The organism is Kitasatospora sp. NPDC088346 (assembly GCF_044740765.1).
GTDB lineage: Bacteria > Actinomycetota > Actinomycetes > Streptomycetales > Streptomycetaceae > Kitasatospora.
This window is the reverse complement of record NZ_JBIURH010000034.1, coordinates 29,507-54,823: the sequence shown is the minus strand read 5'-3', so window position 1 is coordinate 54,823 and position 25,317 is coordinate 29,507. Positions and strand designations below refer to the sequence as shown.

Annotated in this window: 18 protein-coding genes; 9 read left to right on the top strand and 9 right to left on the bottom strand. The window is 73.8% G+C overall.

The genetic code is table 11. The annotated features are described in order from the left end of the window. The first annotated feature begins 77 nt into the window (after positions 1–77). Positions 78–1,823, top strand: coding sequence for a phosphatidylglycerol lysyltransferase domain-containing protein (locus ACIOFR_RS30950; RefSeq protein ID WP_401002545.1), 1,746 nt, complete (start codon positions 78–80; stop codon positions 1,821–1,823). Between the two features lie 297 nt (positions 1,824–2,120). Further along, on the top strand, positions 2,121–2,873 hold the full coding sequence (locus ACIOFR_RS30945; protein WP_401002544.1) for a hypothetical protein: 753 nt from the start codon (positions 2,121–2,123) through the stop codon (positions 2,871–2,873). A gap of 22 nt (positions 2,874–2,895) precedes the next feature. Here ACIOFR_RS30945 and ACIOFR_RS30940 read toward each other — a convergent pair whose 3' ends face one another. Next, positions 2,896–5,691 carry a SpoIIE family protein phosphatase gene (locus ACIOFR_RS30940; RefSeq protein ID WP_401002543.1) on the bottom strand — a complete coding sequence of 932 codons (2,796 nt, stop codon included), beginning with the start codon at positions 5,689–5,691 and terminating at the stop codon, positions 2,896–2,898. 365 nt (positions 5,692–6,056) lie between these two features. Between ACIOFR_RS30940 and ACIOFR_RS30935 the strand changes: the two genes are divergently transcribed. From ACIOFR_RS30935 to ACIOFR_RS30915, 5 genes are all read left to right on the top strand, one after another. After that, on the top strand, positions 6,057–7,202 hold the full coding sequence (locus ACIOFR_RS30935) for a rhodanese-like domain-containing protein (RefSeq protein WP_401002542.1): 1,146 nt from the start codon (positions 6,057–6,059) through the stop codon (positions 7,200–7,202). Positions 7,203–7,315: 113 nt separating this feature from the next. Beyond that, positions 7,316–7,948 (top strand): DUF5819 family protein, encoded by a 633-nt coding sequence (locus ACIOFR_RS30930; RefSeq protein ID WP_401002541.1) that lies wholly within the window; start codon positions 7,316–7,318, stop codon positions 7,946–7,948. Further along, positions 7,945–9,135: an HTTM domain-containing protein gene (locus tag ACIOFR_RS30925; protein ID WP_401002540.1), complete on the top strand. Its 1,191-nt coding sequence runs from the start codon at positions 7,945–7,947 to the stop codon at positions 9,133–9,135. Before ACIOFR_RS30930 ends, ACIOFR_RS30925 begins: the two co-directional genes overlap by 4 nt. A gap of 9 nt (positions 9,136–9,144) precedes the next feature. Continuing rightward, positions 9,145–11,289 (top strand): FUSC family protein, encoded by a 2,145-nt coding sequence (locus tag ACIOFR_RS30920; RefSeq protein WP_401002539.1) that lies wholly within the window; start codon positions 9,145–9,147, stop codon positions 11,287–11,289. Continuing rightward, the gene (locus ACIOFR_RS30915) at positions 11,286–12,005 is read left to right on the top strand and encodes a TrmH family RNA methyltransferase (protein WP_401002538.1); all 720 of its coding nucleotides are present in this window, start codon (positions 11,286–11,288) and stop codon (positions 12,003–12,005) included. The genes ACIOFR_RS30920 and ACIOFR_RS30915 overlap by 4 nt, the downstream gene beginning before the upstream one ends. Here the strand turns inward: ACIOFR_RS30915 and ACIOFR_RS30910 are convergent. The 5 genes from ACIOFR_RS30910 to ACIOFR_RS30890 form a co-directional block, all read right to left on the bottom strand. Further along, on the bottom strand, positions 12,002–13,345 hold the full coding sequence (locus ACIOFR_RS30910; protein WP_401002537.1) for a peptidoglycan-binding protein: 1,344 nt from the start codon (positions 13,343–13,345) through the stop codon (positions 12,002–12,004). The genes ACIOFR_RS30915 and ACIOFR_RS30910 overlap by 4 nt on opposite strands. A gap of 108 nt (positions 13,346–13,453) precedes the next feature. After that, positions 13,454–14,356, bottom strand: coding sequence for a pyridoxamine 5'-phosphate oxidase family protein (locus ACIOFR_RS30905; RefSeq protein WP_401002536.1), 903 nt, complete (start codon positions 14,354–14,356; stop codon positions 13,454–13,456). Then, positions 14,356–14,850, bottom strand: coding sequence for a VOC family protein (locus ACIOFR_RS30900; protein WP_401002535.1), 495 nt, complete (start codon positions 14,848–14,850; stop codon positions 14,356–14,358). Before ACIOFR_RS30900 ends, ACIOFR_RS30905 begins: the two co-directional genes overlap by 1 nt. A 110-nt stretch (positions 14,851–14,960) precedes the next feature. Beyond that, on the bottom strand, positions 14,961–15,986 hold the full coding sequence (locus ACIOFR_RS30895; RefSeq protein WP_401002534.1) for a hypothetical protein: 1,026 nt from the start codon (positions 15,984–15,986) through the stop codon (positions 14,961–14,963). A 257-nt stretch (positions 15,987–16,243) separates the two neighbouring features. Then, on the bottom strand, positions 16,244–18,388 hold the full coding sequence (locus ACIOFR_RS30890; RefSeq protein WP_401002533.1) for a protease pro-enzyme activation domain-containing protein: 2,145 nt from the start codon (positions 18,386–18,388) through the stop codon (positions 16,244–16,246). Between the two features lie 199 nt (positions 18,389–18,587). On the opposite strand from ACIOFR_RS30890, the gene ACIOFR_RS30885 reads away from it, so the two are divergent. Next, positions 18,588–19,133 carry a CGNR zinc finger domain-containing protein gene (locus tag ACIOFR_RS30885; protein ID WP_401002532.1) on the top strand — a complete coding sequence of 182 codons (546 nt, stop codon included), beginning with the start codon at positions 18,588–18,590 and terminating at the stop codon, positions 19,131–19,133. 12 nt (positions 19,134–19,145) lie between these two features. On the opposite strand, the gene ACIOFR_RS30880 is transcribed toward ACIOFR_RS30885, so the two are convergent. Further along, positions 19,146–20,651 carry an FAD-dependent monooxygenase gene (locus ACIOFR_RS30880; RefSeq protein ID WP_401002531.1) on the bottom strand — a complete coding sequence of 502 codons (1,506 nt, stop codon included), beginning with the start codon at positions 20,649–20,651 and terminating at the stop codon, positions 19,146–19,148. A gap of 125 nt (positions 20,652–20,776) precedes the next feature. On the opposite strand from ACIOFR_RS30880, the gene ACIOFR_RS30875 reads away from it, so the two are divergent. Next, positions 20,777–22,009 carry a dolichyl-phosphate beta-glucosyltransferase gene (locus tag ACIOFR_RS30875; protein ID WP_401002530.1) on the top strand — a complete coding sequence of 411 codons (1,233 nt, stop codon included), beginning with the start codon at positions 20,777–20,779 and terminating at the stop codon, positions 22,007–22,009. A gap of 70 nt (positions 22,010–22,079) precedes the next feature. Here ACIOFR_RS30875 and paaN read toward each other — a convergent pair whose 3' ends face one another. Both paaN and ACIOFR_RS30865 read right to left on the bottom strand, forming a co-directional pair. After that, entirely contained in the window at positions 22,080–23,780 is a 1,701-nt protein-coding gene (gene paaN / locus ACIOFR_RS30870) for a phenylacetic acid degradation protein PaaN (RefSeq protein ID WP_401002529.1), read from the bottom strand. A gap of 107 nt (positions 23,781–23,887) precedes the next feature. Next, the gene (locus tag ACIOFR_RS30865; protein ID WP_401002564.1) at positions 23,888–25,156 is read right to left on the bottom strand and encodes a hypothetical protein; all 1,269 of its coding nucleotides are present in this window, start codon (positions 25,154–25,156) and stop codon (positions 23,888–23,890) included. Between the last annotated feature and the right edge of the window lie 161 nt (positions 25,157–25,317).

Sequence of the window (25,317 nt, the reverse complement as noted above, 5' to 3'; positions counted from 1 at the left end):
TTGGAATTGGAGCTGTGTCCACTGTGAAGACGGCCCCGTCCGCCGGCCCTGTCGCCCTTACCGCCGAAGCCGGGCCGATGGCACCGTGGCGCGGCCGCGGCGCCGCGGCGACGGTCTGGTACCTGCGCCTGATGGCCCTGATCAACCTGGTGGCGGTGCTCGCCGTGCCGTTCCGGGAGCAGGTGCGCACCCACAACGAGGGCGAGTACTTCACGCCGTACCTGGTGACGGCGGGTCTGAGCACGGTGGTGCTCTCGATGTTCCTGGCGGTGGCGATGCGGCGGCGCAAGCGGGCCGCCTGGATCTTCAACACCGCGCTGGCCGGGCTGTTCTTCACGGCGTACCTGGTGCTGATGCTGGTGCCCGGCGGGGAGTTCGCGCACCACCCGCTGAACTACTTCTCCACGGTGACGACCGGTCTGTTCGTGGTGGCCCTGCTGCTGGGCCGGCGGGAGTTCACCTCCAAGGGCGACCGCTCGAACCCGAAGACGGCGGTGGCGACGTTCCTCGCCGGCCTGCTGTTCGGCGGCGGTGTCGGGTCGGTGCTGGTGGCCGCCACCAACACCATCCCGGGGGCGGACTTCGGCGACCGCTTCGTCTACGCGATCGCGCGGATGGTCACCGTCGCCCCGTCCGAGCACGTGTCCGGCCTGATCTCGGTGCCGACGTGGGTGAACGCCTTCATCAACGCGATGAGCGCGGTGCTCTTCCTGCTGGTGCTGTACGTGGCGTTCCGCAGCCCGCGCGGTCAGGAGCTGCAGAGCGCCGAGGACGAGGAGCGGCTGCGGGGCCTGTTGGACCGTCAGGGCGAGCGGGACTCGCTGGGGTACTTCGCGCTGCGCCGGGACAAGGCGGTGGTGTTCTCGCCGAGCGGCAAGGCGGCGGTCGCCTACCGGGTGCTGGGCGGGGTCTCGCTGGCCTCGGGCGATCCGATCGGGGATCCGGAGGCCTGGCCGGGGGCGATCGAGGCCTGGCTCGGCGAGGCCCGGGAGCACGCCTGGGTGCCGGCGGTGATGGGGGCCTCCGAGGAGGCCGGGGTGATCTACGCCCGGCACGGGCTGGACGCACTGGAGCTGGGCGACGAGGCGATCGTCGAGCTGGACGAGTTCTCGCTGGACGGCCGGGCGATGCGGGTGGTCCGGCAGGCGTACAACCGGGTCAAGCGGGCCGGGTACACCGTCCGGATCCGGCGCCACGAGGACATCCCCGAGGAGGAGATGGCCTCGCTGGTGGAGCGGGCCGACCACTGGCGCGACGGTGCCACCGAGCGCGGCTTCTCGATGGCGCTGGGCCGCCTCGGAGATCCGGACGACGGGCGCTGCGTGATGCTGGAGTGCCACGACGGCGACGGTGAGCTGCGGGCGCTGCTGAGTTTCGTGCCGTGGGGGCGCGACGGCCTCTCGCTGGACCTGATGCGCCGCGACCGCGACAGCGAGAACGGCCTGATGGAATTCATGGTGATCGAGCTGTTGCAGCGGGCCGCCGAGGTCGGGCTGGCGCGGGTGTCGTTGAACTTCGCGATGTTCCGGTCGGTATTCGAGCGGGGTTCGAAGCTCGGTGCCGGTCCGGTTCTGCGGTTGTGGCGTTCCGTGCTGGGATTCTTCTCCCGCTGGTGGCAGATCGAGTCCCTCTATCGGGCCAATGCGAAGTATCGCCCGATCTGGGAGCCGCGCTATCTGCTGTTCGAGAAGAGCAGCGAGATCCCGCGCATCGGAATCGCGAGCGCGCGGGCCGAGGGTTTCATCACCGTTCCGAGCCTCCCCGCGCTGTTCCGTCGTCGGCATGTCAGGGCGGCGGCCTCGGCCACCGCTCCGAAGGCGTAGTCGGCGGAACGGCACGGGGGCGGGTGATCCCTCCGCCGGGGGGCGGAGGGAATCCCGGGGGTGGAGACCGGAAGGGCCGATCGGGGGGTCAGTCGGGGGCGAATGGGGGAGCGTGTCCGACCTGAGGATGACAGCGGTTCGCCACTTGTGGTGATGCCTTCGGTTTAGCCGCTGCTTACCGTAGATGTAGTGCTCGAACCAACACTTGGTCCGGGCGGTACAGCCTCAGTGTCGGGGTTTTCTGGAACGCGAACGGGGAGCGGGTCGGCTGTGACGGAATTTACCCAGGCGGGGGGCGTGCGAAAGGGGCTTCCGGCGATTGCCGGGCGGGCCGCTGTCGCCGAATGGGGAGTCCTGTTCGCGGTGGTCAGGGCGCACGTGCGGCGCAGGCGGTTCCTCTCGGTTCCGCTGGCCACGACGGCGACCCTGTTGATCCTGCTCTTCAGCGTGGTGCAGCACCTGCCGGGCGGGGCGGGCTTCGTCTCCGGGATCGGCGTGGTCAAGGCCTCGCTGCCGCTGGACGTGTCGCTGCTGCGCACCCCTCTCTCGCTGTACGTGCCGGCGCTGGACCTTCCGGTCTGGGGGGCGCTGGCGCAGGTCTTCGTGGTGTTCGGGCTGGCCGAGATCGTGCTGGGGCGCCGGCTGACGCTGGTGGTCGCCTACGCCTGCACCCTGGCGGGGACGCTGTTCGCCCGGGTCGGGGTGGCGATCGGCCCGGACCACCTGTTCGGCTTCCCGCACTGGGTGGCGCACGTCCGCGACACCGGGCCCTCGGCGGCGGTGGTGGCGCTGGCGGTGTGCATCGCGTTCCGCACCCGGGCCTGGTGGACCGGCGGGACGGTGGCGCTGGTGATGGTGGCGGAGGCGGTCGTGCTGCCCAACCTGGCCGGGCTGGAGCACGTGGTGGCGCTGCTGACGGCCGCTCTGATCGCCGCCGCGCTGGAGGTCTTCGGGGACTTCTGGCCGCGGGTGCTGGCCGGGGTCGGCGCCGCCGCCTCGGTCGCCACCGAGGCGGCCCGGCGCACCCCGGCGGGGGCGCTCGGCCGGTAGCCGGGCCCGGCCCGGCCGCGGTTCAGCTCCGCGGCAGGGCCATCTCGAACCAGACCACCTTGCCGACCGCCTTGCGGGCGGTGCCCCAGCGCTCGGCGAGCTTGCTCACCAGGTTGAGCCCGCGCCCGTTCTCGTCCATCGACTCGGCGGGCTCCAGCGAGGGCAGGTTGTGGTTGTCGTCGCTGACCTCGACCAGCAGCTTGTCGACCCGGATCAGTTGGAGCTGGACGTCGGCGCGGGCCACCCGGACGGCGTTGGTGACCAGCTCGCTGACCAGCAGTTCCACGGTGTCGGTGAGCGCGGTCAACCGCCACGCGGCGAGCTGGTCGCGGACCAGCCCGCGGGCCCGGCGGACCTCGGCCTGATCGACCGTCAGGCTCCAGGTGGCGACCTCGGTCGGCGGGACGCCGTCGAAGCGGGCGACCAGCAGCGCGACGTCGTCCTTGCGGTCGTCCGTGTGCAGCCGCTCCAGGACGGTGTCGCAGGCCTCCTCGGGGGACTTCTTCGGGTCGATCAGGTTGCCGCAGAGCGCGGCCAGCCCCTCCCCTATGTCGCCGCCCCGGACCTCGACCAGCCCGTCCGTGCAGAGCACCAGCATCGAGCCGTCCCGGACGGCGATCTTCTTGGCCACGAACGGCACCCCGCCGACGCCGATCGGTGCGCCCTCCGGGATCTCCAGGAGTTCCCCGCGCCCGTCCGGGTGGACCAGGACGGGCGGCACGTGGCCGGCGCTGGCCAGCTCGCAGGTCCGGTTGATCGGGTCGTAGACCGCGTACAGGCAGGTGGCCAGGTGGTCGTCGCCCAGTTTGTGGGCGAGGTTGTCGAGGTGGCGCAGCAGCTGGCCGGGCGGCAGGTCGAGGGCGGCGAGGGTCTGCATGGCGGTGCGGAAGCGGCCCATCGCGGCGGCCGAGTGCAGGCCGTGGCCCATCACGTCGCCGACCACCAGGGCGACCCGGCTGCCGGGCAGCTGGATCGCGTCGAACCAGTCGCCGCCGACCTGGGCCTTCGGGTCGCCGGGCAGGTAGCGGTGGGCGACCTGGACGCCGGGGATCCTGGGCGGGCGGGTCGGGATCATCGAGCGCTGCAGGGTGGTGGCGACCTTGGACTCGGCGCGGTGCAGCCGGGCGTTGTCCAGGGAGAGCGCGGCCCGGGCGGCGAGTTCCCTGAGGGTGTCGGCGTCGGCCTTGGTGAACGGGCCGCGGTCGGCGAGGCGGAGCAGCTTGAGGATGCCGAGGACGGTGCCGCGGGCGGACAGCGGCAGCACCAGCATGGAGCGGTCGACCACCAGCGGGACCAGCTCGGGGCCGCCGAGCGAGGCCGCGTACTCGACCGCGACGTCCGCCGTGATCACCGGGACCAGGACCGGCTTGTTCTCCTGGAGGGCGAGGCCGGGCGGGGTGGAGCGGGGCATGGCCAGCAGCCGGCCCTCGTCCAGGACGTGGTTCCAGTTGCCGGAGCCGGCGTTGAAGACCCGGGCCACCCGGCGCAGCATCGTGGAGTCGTCCGGCCGGTCGCGGGGCAGCTCGGAGTCCGAGATCAGTCCGTCCAGGAGGTCGACGCAGGCGAAGTCGGCGACCCGGGGGACCAGGACGTCGCACAGTTCCCGGGCGGTGGTGTCCAGGTCGAGGGTGGTGCCGACGCGGCCGCCGACCTCGCTCAGCAGGGCCAGTTGGTCGCCGTCGGGGGTGCCGCGGACGACCTCGACGCCGTCGACGGGCTCGGTCTGGGCGGGTGGTCGGCCGGGGAGCTGGGCGTCGCGGTCGGGCACGCGGCCGTTGACGGCGGACTCGATGGTGGGGCCTCCGGGAGGGGTGTCGTCGCGGGTGCCGGCCGCGTCGCGCTGGCCGGGGATGGTGCCGCCGGGGGTCCGTCCGCCGTCGTCCGCCGCGCCGGGCGGGCGGGTGCCGGCGGGACCGGTGGTGGTGGCGGTGGCGCCGTCGGCGGTCGGCGCGGTGGGCTCGGCGGGGCCGGTGCGCGCGGCGTCCGGTCGGCCCGGTTCGGGTGGGCGGCGGGTGGCCCGGGGCTGGGCGGCCCGCTGTTGCGGGGTGGGGTAGCGGCGGCCGATCCCGGCGGCGAGCCGGGCGGTTCCGGTGGCCGAGGCCTGGTAGGGCATGACCGGGAGCAGGGTGGCCGAGTCCACCCACAGGGCGGGCAGTCCGGCGGCGACGAGCTGGCCGAGCAGCCGCTGCCGGCGCTCGGGGGTGCCCTTGGGCAGCAGCGGCTCCAGCGCGGCCGCGCCCTGGGCGGCGCCGGGGGCGAACGCGGCGGCGACCCGCAGCGGGCGGCCGGGGGCGGTCGGCGCGGCCGCGTACGGCAGCAGCCGCTCGCCGAGGGCGATCCGCAGTCCGGTGGTGCGCAGCGGGCGGGCGTCGGTGGCCAGGACCAGCAGGGCGCGGCCGCCCGGTTCGATCAGCGGGTAGGCCCACCAGAGGACGTCGCGCAGCCGGTCCTCGCGGTCGTTGACCGCCATCGCGCCGGCCCACGGGGTGTCCAGCTGGGTCAGGTCGTCCAGGGTGGCGAAGGCGTCGCAGGGGCGCCCCGCACCGGCGGGGGGCGGGCCGGCCGTCTCCGGGCGGGGTTCGACGGCGGGCAGCAGGCCGATCGCCGGGCGTCCGCAGGTGACCTCGGCCCGGTGTCCGAACAGTTCCTCGGCCGCGCGGTCCCACTGGGCGATCCGGCCGTCCGCGTCGACCAGCACCGAGGCGACCCGCAGCAGCGCCACGACCCCCGCGGGGTGGGCGCCGGCGGGGGCCGGGCCGCCGGAGGGCAGCGGCGTCGCGGCACCCGGACGTGGTGCGGAGTTGGGCTCGTCCACCATGGGTTCGGTCTGCTCCCGCCTGGCCGCCGTGCCGTGCGACGGCCCCGCTGTGATGGGGGCGGCGTGCTGGCTTACTGGTCTTCGGCCGCTCCTGCCTGTCCTGCTCCACCCGTGCCCGGTGTGTCGTGCCGCCGGCCGTTCGGATCTCGTCCGTACGTGCGGTGCCACCCGGTGCGTCCTCCAGCGAAGCACGGACCGGCCCGGGTCCGACAGCGAATCGGGGAGATTCGTCAGTATCAGTTGCGTGTCACGCTCCGTGCGCCGGTCGGAGCTTCCGGTTCACCCGTTCGCCACGGCGGTTCGGCGGGCCCGGGCCCCGGTAGGGTGGCAGGCCGGACCCAGGTCGACCGGACGAAGGCGAGCAGGTGAGCACGGAGAGCCCGGCGCGGTGGAGTGACCCGGAACGGGAGCGGCTGGAGGAGCTGGTGGCCGCCACCGAGCTGGCCTGGCTGACCCTTGAGGTCGACGTGGAGACGCTGCGGGTCGAGATCGACAACTTCGCACTCGTCCACCACCAGCTGCTCGGCCCGCTGTACGCCAGCCTGGACGAGCTGGACGCGCTGATCGCCGAGGCCGTCGCGGCCCGCACCGGGGACCCGGAGGACCTGCGCCGGGCGGTCGAGGCCAGGGCCCGGGTCGAGCCGCCGGCCGACCCGGCGCTGGACGAGGGCCTGCGCGAGGTGGCACCGGAGCCGACCCGCAAGGTCCGTCCGGACCGCGAGGCGCAGCGGGTCTACCGGGAGCTGGCCCGCCGGGCCCACCCGGACCTCGCCACCGACCCGGCCGAGCAGGAGCGCCGTTCGGCCTTCATCGCCCGGGTCAACGACGCGTACGCGCACGGCGACACCGGTGCGCTGGAGCAGCTGGCCGAGGAGTGGTCCACCGACCCGGACTCCGCGCCCGCCGTCGACGCCGCGGAGCGCCCCGACTGGTTGCGCCAGCGGCTGGAGTGGCTGACCGGCAAGATCGGGCAGCTGGCCACCGAACAGGTCCGGCTGGAGCGCACCGCCATGGGCGAACTGCTGCTGCTGGCCCCGCAGGAGCCGGAGCGGCTGCTGGAGGAGCTGGCCGAGAGTCTGCTCGCCCGGGCCGCCGACCAGCGGGCCGAATTGCAACGGCTGCTCGGCGAGGCCGGTCACAATGGTGACGGCCAACCCCGTGAATCCCAGGAGAACCCGACGATGTCCGCTCAGCACATCCCCACCACCGACGCCGCCTCGGTGCCCGCCGACGCCCTCCTGCTCGACGTCCGTGAGCAGGACGAGTGGGACGCCGGCCATGTCGAGGGCGCGCTGCACATCCCGATCGGCGAGGTGATCGCCCGTCTGGACGAGCTGCCCGCCGAGAAGCTGTACGTGCTGTGCCGGGTCGGCGGCCGTTCGGCGCAGGTCGTCCAGTACCTGGTCGCGCAGGGCCGGGAGGCGGTCAACGTCGACGGCGGCATGTTCGCCTGGGAGTCTGCCGGCCGTCCGATGACCGGCTCCGACGGACGGGCCGCCTTCGTGCTCTGAGTGCTCCGAGCCCGCCGCCCCGGGGCGGGCGGCGGATCCCCCTGTCGCGGGCGGGCCCGCTTGGGGCAGGATGACCGGGCAGCAGGCACCGGTGACCGTGGGAGGAGAGGGCCGTGCGCGTCTGGTCCACCCCCGCCCTGGCGGTGATCTGCCTGTCCGGGGCCGCGCTGCTGGGCGGCACCGGGATCTTCCTGGGGGCGCTCTTCCTGCACTCCGCGCCCTCCAACGCGCTCTCCCAGGAGTACCGGTCGGAGCTGGACGCGGTGGTGTACCCCGAGTTCGAGCAGAACTGGAAGCTGTTCGCGCCCAACCCGCTGCAGCAGAACATCACCGCGGACGCCCGGGTGCAGACGATCGCCGAGGACGGCGAGGTGCACACCCGCGACTGGATCGCCCTGACCGCCCGGGACATCGCCGCGATCCGGGGCAACCCGGCCCCCAGCCACCTCGACCAGAACATGCTGCGCCGGGCCCTGGACTTCTACGAGTCCACCCATCCGACCCAGGACGGCAGCACCGGCAACGGGCCGCGCGGCGAGCTCGCCGAGGAGTACCTCAAGCGGATCGCGCTGCAGCGGCTGGGCCGCACGGTGGGCGGGGAGCGGGTCCTGCAGATCCAGTTCCGGGTCGGCACGGCGGCCGTCGCGCTGCCCGCGTGGTCCCGCGAGCAGGTCGACACCGGCGTGCAGTACCAGGACCTGCCCTGGTGGCCGGTGGCCGAGGACGACTTCCGGGGGCTGGCGTGAGCGGCCCGATACCCGACCGGGCGACGGACCGTCAGCTGCTCGTCGGCATCCCGCCGCAGGCCGTTCCGCAGGACGGCACCGACGGCGGCACCGACGCGGCCGCCGGCCCCGGCCCGGTGCGCACCGGGCCGCCGCCGCCCCGGTTCGAGCGGCTCTTCGACGCCTTCACCGCCCGGACCTGGCTTCCCCGGCAGGCCGCCGTGGTGCGGATCGGCACCGCGCTGGCCTGGGGCGGCTTCCTGCTGCGCGAATGGCCGAACCGCCGGGAGCTGTACGGCGACCGCTCCCCCTGGTCGGCCGAGCTGGCCGACCGGATGCTCGGCGAGACCCACGCCTTCACCGTGCTCGCCTGGTCCCACTCGCACCTGTGGTTCGAGGTGGTCTACCACCTGGGCATCCTGGCCGCCGTCCTGCTCGGGCTCGGCTGGCGGACCAGGGCGAGCAGCCTGCTGTTCGCGGTCACCGCGCTCTCGCTGCAGAACCGCAACGTGCTGGTCGGCGACGGCGGGGACAACGTCGTCCACCTGATGGCGATCTACCTGGTGCTGGTGCGCTGTGGGCGCGCCTGGTCGCTGGACGCCCGCCGGGCCCGGCGCCGGCCGCCGCGCGGGCCGGTGGGAGAGCCGCGGGCGGTGCTGGACGCGCTGGCCACCATGCTGCACAACTGCGGCCTGCTGGTGATCGCGGGCCAGGTGGTGCTGATCTACTCCACGGCCGGCTGGTACAAGGTGCAGGGCTCGCGCTGGCAGGACGGCACCGCGCTGCACTACCCGCTGCACCTGGACTACTTCACGCCCTGGCCCGGGCTGTCCGGGCTGCTCGGCTCCAGCCTGCTGGTGACCTTCCTGCTCTCGTACGGCACGGTGGTCCTCCAGGTCGGCTTCCCGTTCACGCTGGCCAACCGGCGGCTGAAGAACGCGCTGCTGGCCCTGATGATGGCCGAGCACGTGGCGATCGCGGTCACCCTCGGCCTGCCCTTCTTCTCGCTCGCGATGATCGCGGCGGACGCGGTGTTCCTGCCCACCGGCGCCCTGCTGTGGGCCGAGCGCCGGGTTCGGCACGGGCTGTCGCGAGGCCGGCCGGGCCGGGAGGGGGATCCGGCGCTGGCGCAGGCGCCGGCGCCGGCCCGGACGGCGGCGGACCGGGCCGAGCGCGGGAGCCCGGACCGGGTGCCGGACGAGGGATAAGCTCCCGATATGCCCTGGTTCGCCTCCCTTCGCGACACCGCGAAGGCCGGGCTGACCCTGGACCGGGCCCTCTCCGACCCCCGCCGGGCCGTGCGCGGCGCCCTCGCGGTCGCGATCGTGGTCTTCCCGGTCCTGGCGCTGGCCGGTCCGGCCCTCGCCACCTCGGCCGCGATGGGCGCCTTCATCGCCGGCACCGCGACCTTCCAGCGCAGCTTCCGCCCCCGCACCTCGCTCGCGGTCGGCGCGGGCATCGGACTCGGCCTGAGCACCTTCCTCGGCTACCTCGCCGTCGGCGTGCCCGGCGTCTTCCCCGTCCTGCTGGCGCTGTGGGCCTTCGGGGCGGGGATGGCCTGGGCGGTCGGGCCGACCGGCGGCGTGGTCGCCGCGACCACGGTCTCGGTGATGCTGGTGGTCGTCCAGCTGCCCGTCAGCGTGGGGACCGCGCTCGGCCACGGGCTGCTGTGCGCGCTGGGCGGAGCCGTCCAGGCCCTGGTGGTGACGCTCTGGCCGATCGACAGCTGGGGGGCCCAGCGCGCCGCCCTCGCCGACACCTACGCCGCGCTCGCCGACTACGCCCGGCGGCTGCGCCAGGACCCGATGGCGCAGGTCGACCCCGAGCCGTTCTTCCTGGCCCGCCAGGCCGCCCAGCTGACGCCCTGGCAGCAGCGGCGCCGGCCGGCCGGGCTGCGGGGCCTGCGCGGCCTGGCGGAGAAGGTCCGTCCGGCGATGGCCGCGCTGGCCGACCCCCGGGTGGGCGCGCCGGCCGAGGGACCGGCCCGCGACCGGGCCCGGGAGATCCTGGCCGCGGCCGCCGAGGTGCTGGACGCCCTCGCGCGGGCGATCCGTTCCGGCGACTCCTACCGGCCGCCCCGGTCCACCCCCTCGCTGGCGCTGTTCAAGCCGGACGACCGGCCGGCGCTGTCCGGGGCCGCCCGGCGCTCCGCGCGGAGGCTGTCCGGCCTGCTCAGCCGGGCCGTGGACAGCCTCGACAAACAGGACCAGTCCACCATCAGCGGCCCGGCCACCGGGCCCGGGCTGCACCGCCCGCCGCTGCTGCGGGTGCTGCCCTCCGCGCTGCGGACCGTCCGCCGCCAGATGGACCCGCACGCGGCCGTCTTCCAGCACGCGGTACGGCTGTCGTCCGTGGTCACCGGCTCCTACGTGGTGGCCCGGCTGCTCGGGGTCCGGCACGGCTACTGGGCGCCGATGACCGCCGCCATGGTGATGCGGCCCGACTTCGCGCAGACCTACAGCCGGGGCGTCGCCCGGTTGGCCGGCACGGTGGCCGGGGTCGCGCTGGCCACCCTGGTGGTCCGGCTGTTCGACCCCGGCGAGTGGCTGTCGGCCGCGCTGGCCGTGGTCTTCATCGCCGGCGCCTACCTGACCATGCGCACCGGGTACGCGCTGACCACCACCTGCATGTCCGGCTACGTGGTCTTCCTGCTCGGCCTGGAGGACGTCGACCCCACCCAGACGGCCGTCGACCGGGTCGCCATGACGCTGCTCGGCGGCGCCGTGGCGCTGGGCGCGTACGCCCTCTTCCCCACCTGGCACACCGCCCGGCTGCCGGAACGGCTGGCGGAGTACCTGGCGGCCGCCGGCCGGTACGCGACGGCGGTGGTGAACGCGCTCGGCGCGCCGGGCGAGCGCAACGCCCGGGCGGTCACGGAGACGCTGCTGGACCTCCGGGAGACCCGCTCCGAGATGCTCCAGGCCCAGGAGCGGGCCGACGCCGAGCCGCATCGCGACCCCGACCGGCTGACCGAACTGCCCCGCAAGCAGCTCGACCGGGCCCGGGCCGCCGTCGCCCTGCTCAGCCGGGGCGCGATGCTGATGGAGGCCCACCTGCCGCCCGCCGACAGCCCGCCGCTGCCGGGGACCGCGGAGTTCGCCGAGGAGCTGCGGGACGCCACCGCGATCGCCGCGGCCGCCGTCCTGCTCGGCCAGCCGCCCGACTTCTCCGGTCTGCGGGCCGCGCACGAGAGGTGGGACGCACAGCTGGCCGCGCTGCCGACGGACTCGGGCGCCGAGGACCGCGGCGGGGTCGCCCGGTCCGGGGCCCGGCTGCTGATGCAGGCGCTGGCCGACCTGGAGAAGGCGGTGCGACCGCGCCGCCCGGCCGAGCCGGCCAGACCCGTACCCTCGGAGGCGTGACAGAGACGGGTGTGCCCCTGACGGGCGAGCAGTACGACGAGGCCTTCGCACCGGACGACCGGGAGATCGGCGTCGGCCCGCACCCGCAGCCCTGGCCCGCCGGGCCGCACTACGACCGCGCGCTGCTGGCCGCCGGTGACCGGCGCAACGTGATCGACCGCTACCGGTACTGGACCCACGAGGCGATCGTCGCCGACCTGGACACCCGGCGGCACGGCTTCCATGTCGCGGTGGAGAACTGGCAGCACGACTTCAACATCGGCTCGGTGGTGCGCACCGCCAACGCCTTCCTCGCCGAGCAGGTGCACATCGTCGGCCGCCGGCGCTGGAACCGGCGCGGGGCCATGGTCACCGACCGCTACCAGCACCTGCGCCACCACGAGGACGTCGCCTCGCTGGCGGCCTTCGCCGCCGAGCGGGGGCTGCCGCTGATCGGCATCGACAACCTGCCGGGTGCCGTGCCGATCGAGGGCTTCGAGCTGCCCGAGCGCTGCGTGCTGCTGTTCGGCCAGGAGGGCCCCGGGCTGACCGAGGCCGCCTGGGAGCACTCGACCGCCGTCTGCTCGATCGCCCAGTACGGCTCGACCCGCTCGATCAACGCCGGCGCGGCCGCCGCCATCGCCATGCACGCCTGGGTGCGGGTGCACGGCGGGGGCGGCGCCGTGGGGGCGGGGCCGCTCCGGGCCCCGGACGGGATCCCGGCCGGACAGGACTAGCCGAACAGCCGCTTCCAGGTGTCGGGCCCCGGGTAGCCGTCGGCCTCGGTGCCCCGCCAGCCCTGGGCCTGCTGGAAGGCCTGCACGTTCAGCCGGTCCGCCTCGCCCCAGCCGGGGCCGGGGCCCTGGGTGTAGTAGCGGCCGAAGCCCTTGCGGACCAGTTGCTGGCCGAGCTGGGTGACGTAGGTGTTGACCTGGCCCGGGCCGAAGACGGCCGTGCCCGGGAAGGGCGGCACGGACGGCGGCGGTGCGGGCATCGGTGCGGGTGCGGGCGCGGGTGCCGGGGTGGCCGCCGGGGGGATGTCCTGGCCGCGGCCCTTCACCAGGTGCTCCCAGGTGTCCTTGCCCGGGTAGCCGTCGGCCTCGGCGCCCCGCCAGCCCTGGGCCAGCTGGAAGGCCTCGGTGGCCCGGCGGTCCGCCTCACCCCACTGGGGACCCGGCCCCACGCTGTAGAACCGGGCTCCGCCGCGCTGGACCAGCATCTCGCCGAGGCGCTGGACGGCCGGGCCCGAGGTGCCCGGCCCGAACGCGCCGGTGCCGGGGAAGGCGTCCGGGTCGGCGGGCACGGGCACGGGCGCGGGTGTGGGTGTGGGCGCGGGCGCGGGTGCCGGTGCGGGGGCCGGGGTGTCGAGGCCCCGGTAGCGGTACGGCAGGTAGGAGCCGGAGTTGCTCCAGTACGCATAGGGCGTCGCCCGGGTGAGCGTGGACGGCCTGGTCTGCTCGTACGCGGTGTAGCGGGTGCGGGAGGAGTCCGTCCAGCCGCCGAAGAGCACGGCGTGCGAGCCGCCGGCCGGGTCGGCCGCGTTGTTGTAGATCAGCACGTCGCCGGGCTGGAGCTCGTCGCGGGAGATCCGGTCGGCGAAGTCCGGCAGGGTCCAGGTGGTCTGACTGCCGCCCAGGCCCCAGGCCATCGAGACGAAGCCGGAGCAGTCCTGCCGGTACCCGTCCGTCCAGAAGCTGGTCATGCTGTACGGGACGTGCTGATCGGTCCAGAGCCGCGCCCGCGCGATGATCTCGGACCGGGTGGTGGCGGGGGCGGCGGCGCGCAGCCGGGTGCCGAGGGACTCGCCGCCGTAGAGGCCGCTGACCTCGCCCTGCGGGGTGTCGGGTATCGACGTGCCGGGGCTGTCGCCGGGGGCGGGGGAGGGGGCGGCGCCCGCGGCGGCGGCGCCGCCGAGCACGGTGCCCACGGCTGCGAGCAGGACGGCTGCCCGGCGCGCGCCGCGGGCCGAGGGGTGGCCGCCGTCCTCGGCCCGGGCGGCGTGCAGCCGGGCGAGCCGGCGTGCTCCGCAGCCGCGGCAGGCGCAGCCGTCGCCCGGTGCGACTTCGGTGAACTCCATCAGCACGGTGATCCCTGTCCTTCCGTCGTGGGGTCGGCATTCATTCCACGGCGAACTGAAGGAATATCACCTGAAAATATAACAAATGGGATGCCGCCCGGGCCGGCCTCAGGCGGCGGGCGGGCCGGCGGCCGGGTTGACGGGTGAGTACTCCGGCTCGGTCCAGGTCAGCGCGGTCGCCCGGCCGAGCTGCACGGTGCCGGTGACCGTGTACTCGACCACCGGTGCGGCCGGATCGCTCCAGTCGACCCGGGCGCGGCCGGTGAGCAACAGGGCGGCGCCGGTCTCCCAGTCGGGGAGCAGCAGGCCGGCGGCGGGGTTCAGCTCCAGGTTTCCCAGGGTCATGAACATGGTGTTGCCCGGGTACTCGGGCCAGCTCAGCCGGTCGGGGCCGTGCACGGTGAGGAAGCCCGGGTTGCCGCCGCGGTGGGAGGCGTCGACCGTGCCGTCCGGGCCCGCGGTGGCGATGAAGAAGGTGTCGGCGGTGGCCGCGGCCAGCTGCTGGGGCAGGGTCAGGGAGGTCCCCGCGGTGGCCGTGCCGGGCCGCCCCGGGGCGTCCAGCGGGCTGCGGCGCTGGATGTACTTGGGGCAGTTGGCGTACACCTGCGCGGCGGTGACCACCAGTCCGCCGCGGCCGTCCGGGACGGCGCCGCCGTTGACCCGCATCCGCCGCCGGCCGGCCGGGTCGAGTGCGAGGGTGCCGACCTCGGTGCCGCGGGCCAGCGCCTCGGCGAGCGGATCGCCGGCGGTGGGCCGCGCGGCGACGGTGAGGGTGTGCGCGTCCGCCGCCCGCAGGAAGCCGGCCGGGCCGTCGAGGAGGGTCGCCCAGAGCCGGCCGGCCCGGTCGGCGGCGCCCAGCACCAGGGTGCGCCGCTCGGCCAGGAAGCGGGCGGCCACCGGCGGGATCACGTCGCCGATGGACCGCCCGACGTGCGCGGCCCGCTCCTGCTGCCCGGTCCGGCCCTGTACGGCGCGCTCGCCGGGGTGGTACCGGTGCGTCGTGCCGTCCATCAGAAGAACCCGCAGGTGGGGGCCTCGCCGGCAGGGGCCTTCGCCTCGGTGCCGTCGAGGCCGGACGGGGTGTAGATCTCCAGCCGGATGCCGTCCGGGTCGGTGAAGAAGATGCCCCCGGAGGCCGATCCCTCGCGGTGCGGCACCACGCCGTCGTGCGCGAACTCCGCGCCGAGCCCGCGCAGCACCTGCTCGGCGGCCCGGACCTCGGCCGGCGAGTCGACCTGGAAGGAGAGGTGGTGCAGGCCCGGCCGTGCGGGGTCGAAGGCGCCCTCGGACTGCTGCCAGAGCGTCAGCACCAGGCGCCCGTCGCGGCCGAGCATGGCGAACCGGCGCCCGGGAGCGGTGCCCTCGGAGGTGAGCTCCAGGCCGAGCAGCCGCCGGTAGAAGGCGGTGGAACGGTCGAGGTCGGTGACGTTCAGGCCGACGTGCCCGGTCTGCAGGGAGGGCAGGACGGACGCAGCGGAGTCGGCGGTGGTGGCGGTGTCGGTCATGGCGGCTCACTCCCGGCAGGGGTCGGCCCGACGGGCTAACCGTTACTAGTGACAGTAAGGGTTAGCCCATCGAGGGTCAACCGCGATGAGGTTGCGTACCGGTTAGAAGGTCACTCCCACTGCCAGCGGATGCCGACCTGCCCCGGCTGCTGGTCCGGGGAGAGCACGTGGGCGCTGGCCGAGGCCCCGATCCAGAGCTGCTGGTGCTGGCGGTCCACCTCGGCGCCCGGGTCGCGGTCGAAGCGCTCGCAGTGCACCGGTACGGACACCGGGTCGAAGTGCACCTGTAGGACGTACTCGCGGACCGGCGCGGCGAAGAACCGCCCGTAGTCGGTGGTCTGCCCGGTGTCCGGGATCGCCACCTCGTACTCGAAGACGGTGGAGTCGCCGAGGCCCAGTGGGCGGTCCAGCAGCAGTTCGGCCACCAGCAGCCCGTTCTCCGGGCGGCGCCGGACCCGGCCGAGCCGGGCGTGCCGGACGGAGGTGATCTCCGGGCAGCCGACGGCGCCCTCGTCCGCCTTGTGCACCACCACGCAGCGGGCCACCTCGCTCACGGTGGCCCGCACCACCTGGCGCATCCGCAGCAGGTAGCCGCGGCGCTCGGCGTTGACGAAGTACGAGTCGTGGATCGACAGCCGCTCCAGCTGGCCGGTGGGCGGGGCGTCCAGCTCCAGGAAGACCTCGCTGATCTCCTGCTCCCCCGGCCAGACGTCCTCCACCCGCAGCGCGTCGGGGCACGGCGGGGTGACCCAGCGGCCGCGCGGGCGCGGCGGGCCGAGCTGGGCGATCAGGGAGTCCGGCGCAAGCCCGAGCAGCTGCTCCAGCAGCTGGACGGCGCGCAGCGAGGTGGCGCGCTCGGGCTGGCTGCGCCCGCGCCGCCAGTAACTGAGGGTGGTGACGCTGACCCTGACCCCCTGTTTGGCCAGCGCGGCCCGGATCCGGTCGAGGCTCAGACCGCTGGCCTCGATCGAGGCGTTCAGGGTGTCCGCGAACCCGCTCACCGGAGCCGCGGGCGGTGTTCTGGGGGCCGCGGGCCCCGCCGTGCCGGACGCCGGGCCCGAGGGGGCCGCCGCCCCGTTGTCCTTGCGGCCGACCAGCCGCAGGCGGCCGGCCTGCTGCGGTTGCTGTGAGCCCATCCCGACACCTTCCCCACCAGGTGAGTTCGGCGGGTTCAGCCCGGCGCGCCTGCGCCGAGAGTTGTGCCACCGAGCTGTGGGAACCCTACGCACGGCGAGAGGTTACGTCATCAACTTGGACATATGACAGTGGTCACGACAAGGAATCGAAAATTCAATGGATCTTGAAACATTGTGGAAACAACAGCACCTGCTCGGAACCCACCAGGTCCGAGCAGGTGCTGAGGTCTAAACCACGCGGCCTGCCTGAGGAAAGGTCAGGAAATGTTCAGCGCGGCGTCGTCGATGACGAAGCTGGTCTTCAGGGAGGAGTCCTCCACGCCGCTGAACGTCAGCGTGACGCTCTGCCCGGCGTACCCGGAGAGGTCGAAGCTCTTCTGCACGTACCCGGTCGCGGCGTTGGCGTTGGAGTACGTCGCCAGCGTGGTCGAGCCGGCCTTGACGGTCAGCTTGTCGTACGCGGTCGAGCCGGTCTCCGCGGTGTCCACGTGCAGCCAGAAGGTGAAGGTGGCCTTGCAGCCGGCCGGGATGCTGACGGTCTGCGACAGGGTGTCGGTGTGCGCCGAGCCGTAGCCGTCCAGCCAGGCCTTCCAGGACCCGGCGTGCGGGGCCTCGCCGGAGGCGTTGTCGACCACGCCGGTGGAGGCGGTCCACGGGGCGGCGGTGCCGGTCTCGAAGCCGCCGTTGCCGATCAGCTGGCCGGCCGTGCAGGTGCCGGGCGGGGTGGTGGTGCCGCCGAGCAGCGCGGTGGTCAGCGCGTCGGTCACCGGGGTGCCCCAGCCGGTCACCTGGTCGTAGCCGGCCTTGGTGGAGAAGTCCTGGTTCTTGCCGGTGGTGACGTCGTGGAAGACCGACCCGTAGCTGCTGGAGTTGGCCAGCGTGTAGAGCTTCGGGTTGGCCTCGCCGAGCACCGACTTGCCGGCCGCCTTGGCCTTCTGGTTGTACAGCGCGGTGTAGCCGGACCACAGCGGCGCGGCCGCCGAGGTGCCGCCGTAGACCTGCCAGCCGCCGGCCGTGTAGATCGCGAAGCCGCTGGCCGGGTCGGCGTTGGAGGAGACGTCCGGGACGGTGCGCATGGTGCCGCTGACGCCGGTGCCGGTCTGCCAGCTCGGCTTGGCGAACTGGGTCGAGACGCCGCCGCCCGCGGTGGACCAGGCGCTCTCGGAGGAGTAGGCGTTGCCGCTCACCTTGAGGTTGGTGCCGCCGACGCCGGTGTTGTACGGGCTGGAGGCCGGGAAGTCGACCGCCTTGACCGTGGAACCGCTGTCCGAGCGGGTGCAGTCGCGCGAGCCGTCGTCCCCGGAGGCCGAGAAGACGGATATGCCCTGGGCCGCGGCCTGCTTGAAGGAGTTGTTCACCGCGGTCATCGAGGACGCGGTGGTGTCGGGCTCGCAGGAACCCCACGAGATGGAGATGACCGAGACCCGGTTGTCCGCCACGATCTTGGCGGCCATGTCGATCTCGCCCTGGTCGCTGTTGGGCGCCTCGTAGACCAGCTGGGTCGCCTTCGGCGCCACGCCGCGGACGATCTCGCTGTCCAGCTCGACCTCGCCCTGGCCCTCGCCCGGACTGGCGTCGTAGTTGGCGCCGTCCACCGAGACGGTGGAGACCGCCGGGCCGGACAGGCCGTACTGGTTGTCGTACGTGGTGAGGTTGGTCGACTTGTAGCCGTCGAACTCCCAGAGCGCGACGTTCACCCCGGTGCCGTCGGCGCCGACCTTGCCCAGGTTGTAGGCGCCGTCGTACTGGGCCGGGCCGAAGCCGCCCGGGGCCGCCTGCGGGCTCGCGCCGTTCGGCCTGGCCAGCTGCGCGGTGCGCACGGTGTGGTTGTTCAGGCCCGAGACGCCCTCGACCACGCCGGCCAGCGCGGCCGGCACCGAGGCGGCCGAGTCGTTGGCGAAGAAGGTCCGGTTGCCCTGCTGGGGGTCGGTGTAGGAGCTCTCGTGGGTGCCGAACGCCTTGGCCAGCTGCTCGGCGGTGCCCTGGGCGTTCACCACCTGGCGGTTGGCGCTGACCGAGGAGACGGACAGGCCCTGGGAGGTCAGGTAGGCGCGGACCTGGTCCACGTCGGCCTGGGTCGGGCCGAAGGCGGCGGTGAACTGCTCGGGCGTCAGGTACCGCCCGTACTCCGGCGTGCCCGGGGTGGACACGGCGGCCAGGAAGCGGTCCAGGCCCGCGGCGTCGCGCAGCTTGAGGCCGACGGCCACCGACAGCTGCTGGGCGGCGGGCAGGTCGCCCTGCTTGTGCGAACGGGCCACCGCGGGGGTGACGGTGCCGGGCAGCGAGACGCGGGCGGCGGCGTGGGGGACCGGCGCGGCCTGGGCGGTGGAGACGCCCAGGGAGAAGGCGGTGAGTGGCAGGACGGCGATTGCCGCGGAAAGGGCGAGCGAGCGGGGTCGCACGGGCTCCTCCGGAAAGTGTGGGGCGGTCCGGTTCGAAAACGCTGACCTGACCCTGACAGGGAATTCCGGTAAGGAGGCCCATGGCGGAGCAATTCCTTACTAAAAAACAGTCAACTGTGGACGGTGAATTCATCAACTGAATTCGCCCGGCGAAATACAGTGAATACGGTTCGGGCGGGGCGGAGTTACACTCGACCGCATGGCTGACCCCCGCGACCCGCGCCCGCTGATCGGTGAACCGCTCGCCCTCGATCTGCTCAACACGCGCTGGGCCGGCACCCCCGTCAACGACCTGCTCGCCGACCTCGACGGCTACCGGATCTGGCTCGCCGCCAACGGCCTCGCCGAGCGCTGCCCGGCCGACCGGGAGAGCCTCGCCGCCGTGCTGACCGTCCGGACGGCGCTAGGGGAACTGGTCGACGCGGCCGACCGGCAACAGAGCGCGCCGCCGGACGGGCTCAACCGGGTGCTCGCCCGCGGACGGTTGCGCCGCCGGCTCACCGAAGCCGGCCCGGAGCAGAGCGTCGAGGTCGACGGGGACCAGTGGCTCGCCGCCTGGCTCGCCGCCGACAATTACCTCGAACTGCTCGGCCAGGGGGCGCACCGCATCAAGGCGTGCGCCCATCCCAGCTGCATTCTTCACTTCTTCGACACATCGCAGAACGGCCGTCGCAGGTGGTGCTCGATGGCCGTCTGCGGAAATAGGGCGAAAGCCGCCCGGCACTACGAAAAGGTCACCCGATAGCTTTTCGTCGGTTCACTCGGAGGGTCGGCCGAGCCACTGCGTCAGCGCCGTCCGGAGTTCGCCCCGGGTCGGGTCGACGGCCGCCCAGGCCGCGTAGCCGTCCGGCCGCACCAGCAGCACGGTGTCCCGCAGCTTGCCGTGCGGATCGGCCGGGGCCGCCGTGACGATCCGGTCCGCCCACGGCTCGGCCACCGACAACTCGTCGTTGCTGATCAGCACCGGGCGGCCGGCCCGCAGGGCCTCGTACAGGCGGGACGGCCCGCCCGGCTGGTCCACCGCCAGGCGCAGGTCCGGCAGCCGGCGCCCGGTCAGCGGATGGGCGTCCGGGGGCGCGGGGTAGCGGACGGCGAGCCCGGAGACCTGGCGGGCGCCGATCCGGCCCACCGGGCCGAGCCGGTCCGCCGCCGAGGTCAGCGCGGAGCGCAGCGCCCGGGTCGGCGCGGACTGCGCGAGCGCCAGCCGGATCAGCGCGCCGGAGCTGCGCAGCACCGCCCGGCCGACCGGGTGGCGCTCGGTCTGGTAGGTGTCCAGCAGCGCGTCCGGGGCCCAGCCGCGGACCGCCGCGACCAGCTTCCAGCCGAGGTTGGCGGCGTCCTGGAGGCCGGTGTTCATGCCCTGGCCGCCGGCCGGGGAGTGGCAGTGCGCGGCGTCGCCGGCCAGGAAGACCCGGCCGGACCGGTAACTGGGCACCTGGCGCTCGTCGCTGTGGAAGCGGGAGAGCCAGCGCGGGTCGTACAGGCCGTAGTCCGTGCCGAGCACCGTCCGGGTCAGCTCGGCCAGCTCCGGCAGCGCGACCCGGGCGTCGTCCGGCAGTTGGCGGGCCCGGTCCCAGGCGATCACCCGGTACCAGCCGTCGCCGAACGGCGCCAGGAAGGCGAACCCGGCGTCGGTGGCGCCGACCGTGATCACGTCCTGCGGCTCGCGCTCCAGCCGGACGTCCGCCAGCAGCACCGAGTTGACCACCGACTCGCCGGGGAAGGGGATCCCCAGCAGGTCGCGGACGGTGCTGTGGACGCCGTCGGTGCCGACCGCGTACCGCGCCCGGTGCTCGGTGGCGGCGCCCGTCCCGCCGCGGCCATCGGGTAGCGGCTCCCGGGTGGTCAGCGTGACGCCGTGGGCGTCCTGGCGCAGGCCGACCACCTCGGTGCCCCGCAGGACGGTCGCCCCGGCCTTCACGGCCCGCTCCTGGAGCAGGCGCTCGGTGTTCGACTGGGGGGTGATCAGGACGAACGGGAACCGGGTCGGCAGCTGTCCGAGGTCGACCTTCAGCCGGCCGAACAGCCGCAGCGAGCCGAGCGCAGCGCCGGTCGCGATCAGGTCGTCGGCCAGCCCGCGGGCGTCCAGCTGCTCCAGCGTCCGCGCGTGCACGGCGAAGGCACGGGTCAGGTCGGACTCGGTGTCGCGCTTCTCCAGCACCGTCACCCGCAGCCCGGCGGCGGCGAGGTCGCCGGCCAGCAGGAGCCCGGTGGGGCCGGCGCCCACGATCAGCACGTCGGAGCTGAGCTGCTTGTCTGACATCGGCCATCTCCCGTTGATCGGCGGAGCACTGCGCAGGACAGGACAGGACGGAGCGGGGGCGGCTCTCAGCGTGCTCTCAGCCTCCCATCATCGCGGGCCCATCACGGGCTGTGAATGTCATTCGCATGACTCAGCCCATGACGAACGGCGCGACCCTGGCTGCTGCCGAGCCCGTCGCACGGAGCAGGCAGCGGGTGCGCTCCGTCGAGGTGGTCGTCCCCGTCTACAACGAGGAGCACACCGTCGAGAGCTGCGTGCGCCGGCTGCACGCCTACCTCGACGAGACCTTCCCCTACCCGTACCGGATCACCGTCGCCGACAACGCCAGTACGGACGGCACCTGGGCGGTGGCGAGCGCCCTGGCCGAGGAGTTCCCGCAGGTGCACGCCGTCCACCTGGACCTCAAGGGCCGGGGACGGGCGCTGCGGCAGGTCTGGGGCGAGAGCACCGCGGACGTGGTCGCGTACATGGACGTCGACCTCTCCACCGGGCTGGAGGCCTTTCTGCCGCTGGTCGCCCCGCTGCTGTCCGGCCACAGCGACCTGGCCATCGGCAGCCGGCTGCACCGGGGCTCGGCGGTGGTCCGCGGGCCCAAGCGGGAGTTCATCTCGCGCACCTACAACCTGCTGCTGCGGGCCACCATGGCCGCCAAGTTCTCCGACGCCCAGTGCGGGTTCAAGGCCGGGCGGACGGAGGTGGTCAGGGAGCTGCTGTCCGAGGTCGAGGACAACGCGTGGTTCTTCGACACCGAGCTGCTGCTGCTGGCCGAGCGCTCCGGGCTGCGGATCCACGAGGTGCCGGTGGACTGGATCGACGACCCGGACAGCCGGGTGGACATCGTCCGCACGGCCCTGGACGACCTGCGGGGGATGGCCCGGGTGGCCCGCCGCTCGCTCTCCGGCGCCGGCCGGGTGGAACTCCCCGACCGGGTCCGGCAGGCGCGGCTGCCACCGGGCCTGGGCTGGCAGCTGGCCAGCTTCGCGGTGATCGGGACGCTCTCCACGCTGGCGTACGTGCTGCTCTTCCTGGGCCTGCGCCAGCTGCTGCCCGCGCTGCTCGCCAATGCGCTGGCGCTCGGTGCGACGGCGGTGGCCAACACCGCGGCGAACCGGCGGTTCACCTTCGGGGTGACCGGGCGTCAGGACGCGCTGAAGCACCAGGTGGAGGGCGGCATCGCGTTCGTCCTCGGACTGGCGCTGAGCAGCGGGGCGATCGCCGCGCTGCACCTGGCGCACGCGCAGGCCGGGCCCTCGGCCGAGCTGGCCGCGCTGGTGGCGGCCAACGCGCTCGCCACCGTGGTGCGGTTCCTGCTGCTGCGGGTGTGGGTGTTCAACCCCCGCCGGGCGCAACGTCCCTGAGGCTCCGGTGGCCCGCTCCCGAGTCCCCCCGGGAGCGGGCCACCGGACGTGTCCCGTCGGTCCGCGCGGCTCAGCTGTGGCGGCGGACCTCGACGGTACGGAAGCGGTTGGCCACGAAGGCGGCGTCGCAGTACGCCGAGTTGGCCGCCGGGTTGGCGCCGGTGCCGTGCAGGTCGGAGAAGGCCGCGGTCTGGTTGACGTAGACCCCGCCGGTGAGGTTGAGCGAGAGCGAGACCCCGCTGTCCAGGCAGGCCTCCACCAGGGCGGCCTCGACCTCGTCCGACACGGTGTACGCGCCGGCCGTCATGGCGCCCTGCTCCTTGACCGTGCCGCGCAGCAGCTCGACCGCGGCCTCGGTGGACTCCACCGCGACGGCGAAGGAGACCGGGCCGAAGCACTCGGATCGGAACGCCGTGCGGTCGTCCGCCTTGTCGGCGTCCACGGTGATCAGGGCGGGGGTGCGGATGGTCGCGCCGGGGAACTCGGCGGACTCCACCACCCGCGGGGCGAGGGCCAGCTCGCCGTACTCGCCGGCGGCCGCGGCGACCGTGCGCCGGAGCACGCCGGGGTTGACCACGGCGCCCAGGATCGCGGCGGCGCGGGCGTCGTCGCCGAGCAGGCCCTCGACGGCGGCCGCGAGGTCGCTGACGACCTCGTCGTAGGACTTGCCGCCCTCGTCGGTGCCGATGCCGCCGCGCGGGATCAGCAGGTTCTGCGGGGTGGTGCACATCTGGCCGCTGTACAGCGAGAGCGCGAAGGCCAGGTTGGCCAGCATGCCGCGGTAGTTGTCGGTGGAGTCGATCACCACCGTGTTGAGGCCGGCCTTCTCGGTGTAGACCTGGGCCTGCCGGGCGTTGTCCTCCAGCCAGTCGCCGAAGGAGGTCGAGCCGGTGTAGTCGATGACCTTGATCTCGGGCCGGACGGCCAGCGTCTTCGCGATCGTGCCGCCCTCGTGCTCGGCGGCCAGACAGACCAGGTTGGGGTCGAAGCCCGCCTCGGCCAGCACCTCGCGGGCCACCTCGACGGTCAGCGCCAGCGGCAGGACGGCGCGCGGGTGCGGCTTGACCAGCACCGGGTTGCCGGTGGCCAGCGAGGCGAACAGGCCCGGGTAGCCGTTCCAGGTGGGGAAGGTGTTGCAGCCGATCAGCAGCGCGAGGCCGCGCGGCACCACGGTGAACTCCTTGACCATGGTGAGCGGGTCGCGCTTGCCCTGCGGCTTGCTCCAGTCGGCGCTGGCGGGCAGCCGGGTCTGCTCGGCGTAGGCGTAGGCGACGGCCTCCAGGCCGCGGTCCTGGGCGTGCGGGCCGCCGGCCTGGAAGGCCATCCCGTACGCCTGGCCGGTGGTGTGCATCACCGCGTGCGCGAACTCGTGCGAGCGGGCGTTGATGCGGGCCAGGATCTCCAGGCAGACGGCCGCGCGGGCGGCCGGACCGGCCGCGGCCCAGCCGGGGCGGGCCGCGTCGAGCGCGGCGATCAGGGCGTCCGGCTCGCCGTGCGGGTAGCTGATGCCGAGCTCGATCCCGTACGGCGAGGCCTCGCCGCCGACCGCGTCCCCGGTGGCCGGCTGGCCGTCGATCGAGAACAGCCGGCCGAGGCGGGCGTCGAAGGCCGCCTTGCCGTCCGGCAGGCCGGTCTCGCCGTACGCCTTGGGGAACTCGGGGTACGGCGACCAGTAGTCACGGCTCCTGATCGCGTCGAGTGCGCGATCAAGGGTGTCCTGGTGGCGTTCGATCAGTTCGGCGACCGACGGGGTCGGGGTCGCAGCAGCCATGGTGCGCTCCTCACAGGGGCGGGCGGGACACACCTCAGAGTAACCGAACGATCGGTCGGGGCAAGACCCCGAGGCCGGTTCGTCGCGGCCGGACCCGCCGGGGGCGGTTACGGGATGCCGAGCTCGAACAGGACGTAGCCCGCGTACCAGCCGGAGGCGACGGCGGCGGTGCCCAGCACCACGGCCAGCGAGGTGCGGGAGAGCCGCCGCAGGGCGACCGCGACCGGGACGAACAGCGGGAACGCCGGCAGCAGGTAGCGCGAGGTGTTGCCGAAGATCTGCTGGCTGCCGAGCACCAGGACGATGGTGACCACGGTGTAGACCAGCAGGAACGCGGGCGGGCGCTGCCGGACCAGCAGGGTCAGCAGGACCGGCAGGGTGAGCACCAGCAGGACGGCGATCAGGTCCTCGGTGGGGTAGGCGAACAGGTAGTTGTTGTGGCCGAACAGGACCCCCTCGAAGACGTCCCGGGTGTGCGCGCCGCTGTCGAAGAAGTGCAGCCAGGCGCCGCGCTGGAGCTTGAAGTAGCCGCCGAGGTCGCCCATCTGCCAGCCGACCCAGGCGATGTAGCCGAACATGCCGACCGGGGCGATCGCACCCGCCGCGAGCGGGCCGAGGACGCCGTCCCGGCGGCGGTACAGCGCCAGCAGGGCGGCGATGCCCACGGCCGCCACCAGGGCGGCGGCGGTCGGCCGGTTGAGCCCGGCGACGAAGGTGGTGACGCCGGCGGCGAGCCAGTTGCGGGTCAGCACGAAGTAGCAGGCCCAGGCGGCCAGCGCGACGAAGAGCGAGTCGGAGTAGACCGCCCACTCGGCGCCCGACCCCGGGAAGACGCCCCAGACGGCGGCCGCGATCACCCCGGTCCGGCGGTCGGTGAGCCGGGCGGTGACGGCGTAGATCCCGGCCGCGGCGGCGAACGAGGCGAGGACCGAGACCAGCATGCCCGCGCCGTACAGGCCGAGCCCGGTGCAGTTCGCGACGATCCGCATCAGGCCGGGGTAGAGCGGGAAGAACGCGGCCGAGTTCTGGTCGTACGACCAGACCTGTCCGACCAGCGGGACGAGCCTCGGCTGGTAGCCGTTCTGGGCGACCTGCTGGTACCACCAGCCGTCCCAGCCGCCGAGCACGTCCCACGGATGCGTGCCGCCGCCGAAACGGGGGTTCTTGCCGAGGTACTCGCCGGACCACTCCAGCAGCTGCATGAAGACGGCGAAGCCGATCAGCTTGACCGCGCCGTACAGGGCCAGGGCCGGTCCGTACGTCCGGGCCGTCCGGCGGCCCCGGGCCCGCAGGGACTCCGTCCGCCCGGGGGAGGGCACGGCCGGCCGGGCCGGTCCGGAACGCTCTTCGACGTCCGTGCCGGTCATCACGTCCATGGGGATCCGGTCCTGACTTCCGCTGGTGGTCACGCTGAGATGATCCCCCAAGTCTGCCGTGCCGCCGATCGGGCGAACAGTGGTCCGTACCAATCGCCCCTCCCGGGCCCGCGACGGCCCGAGTAAACTCCGGGCAGGGCCGAGCCGAGGCCCCGAGCCCG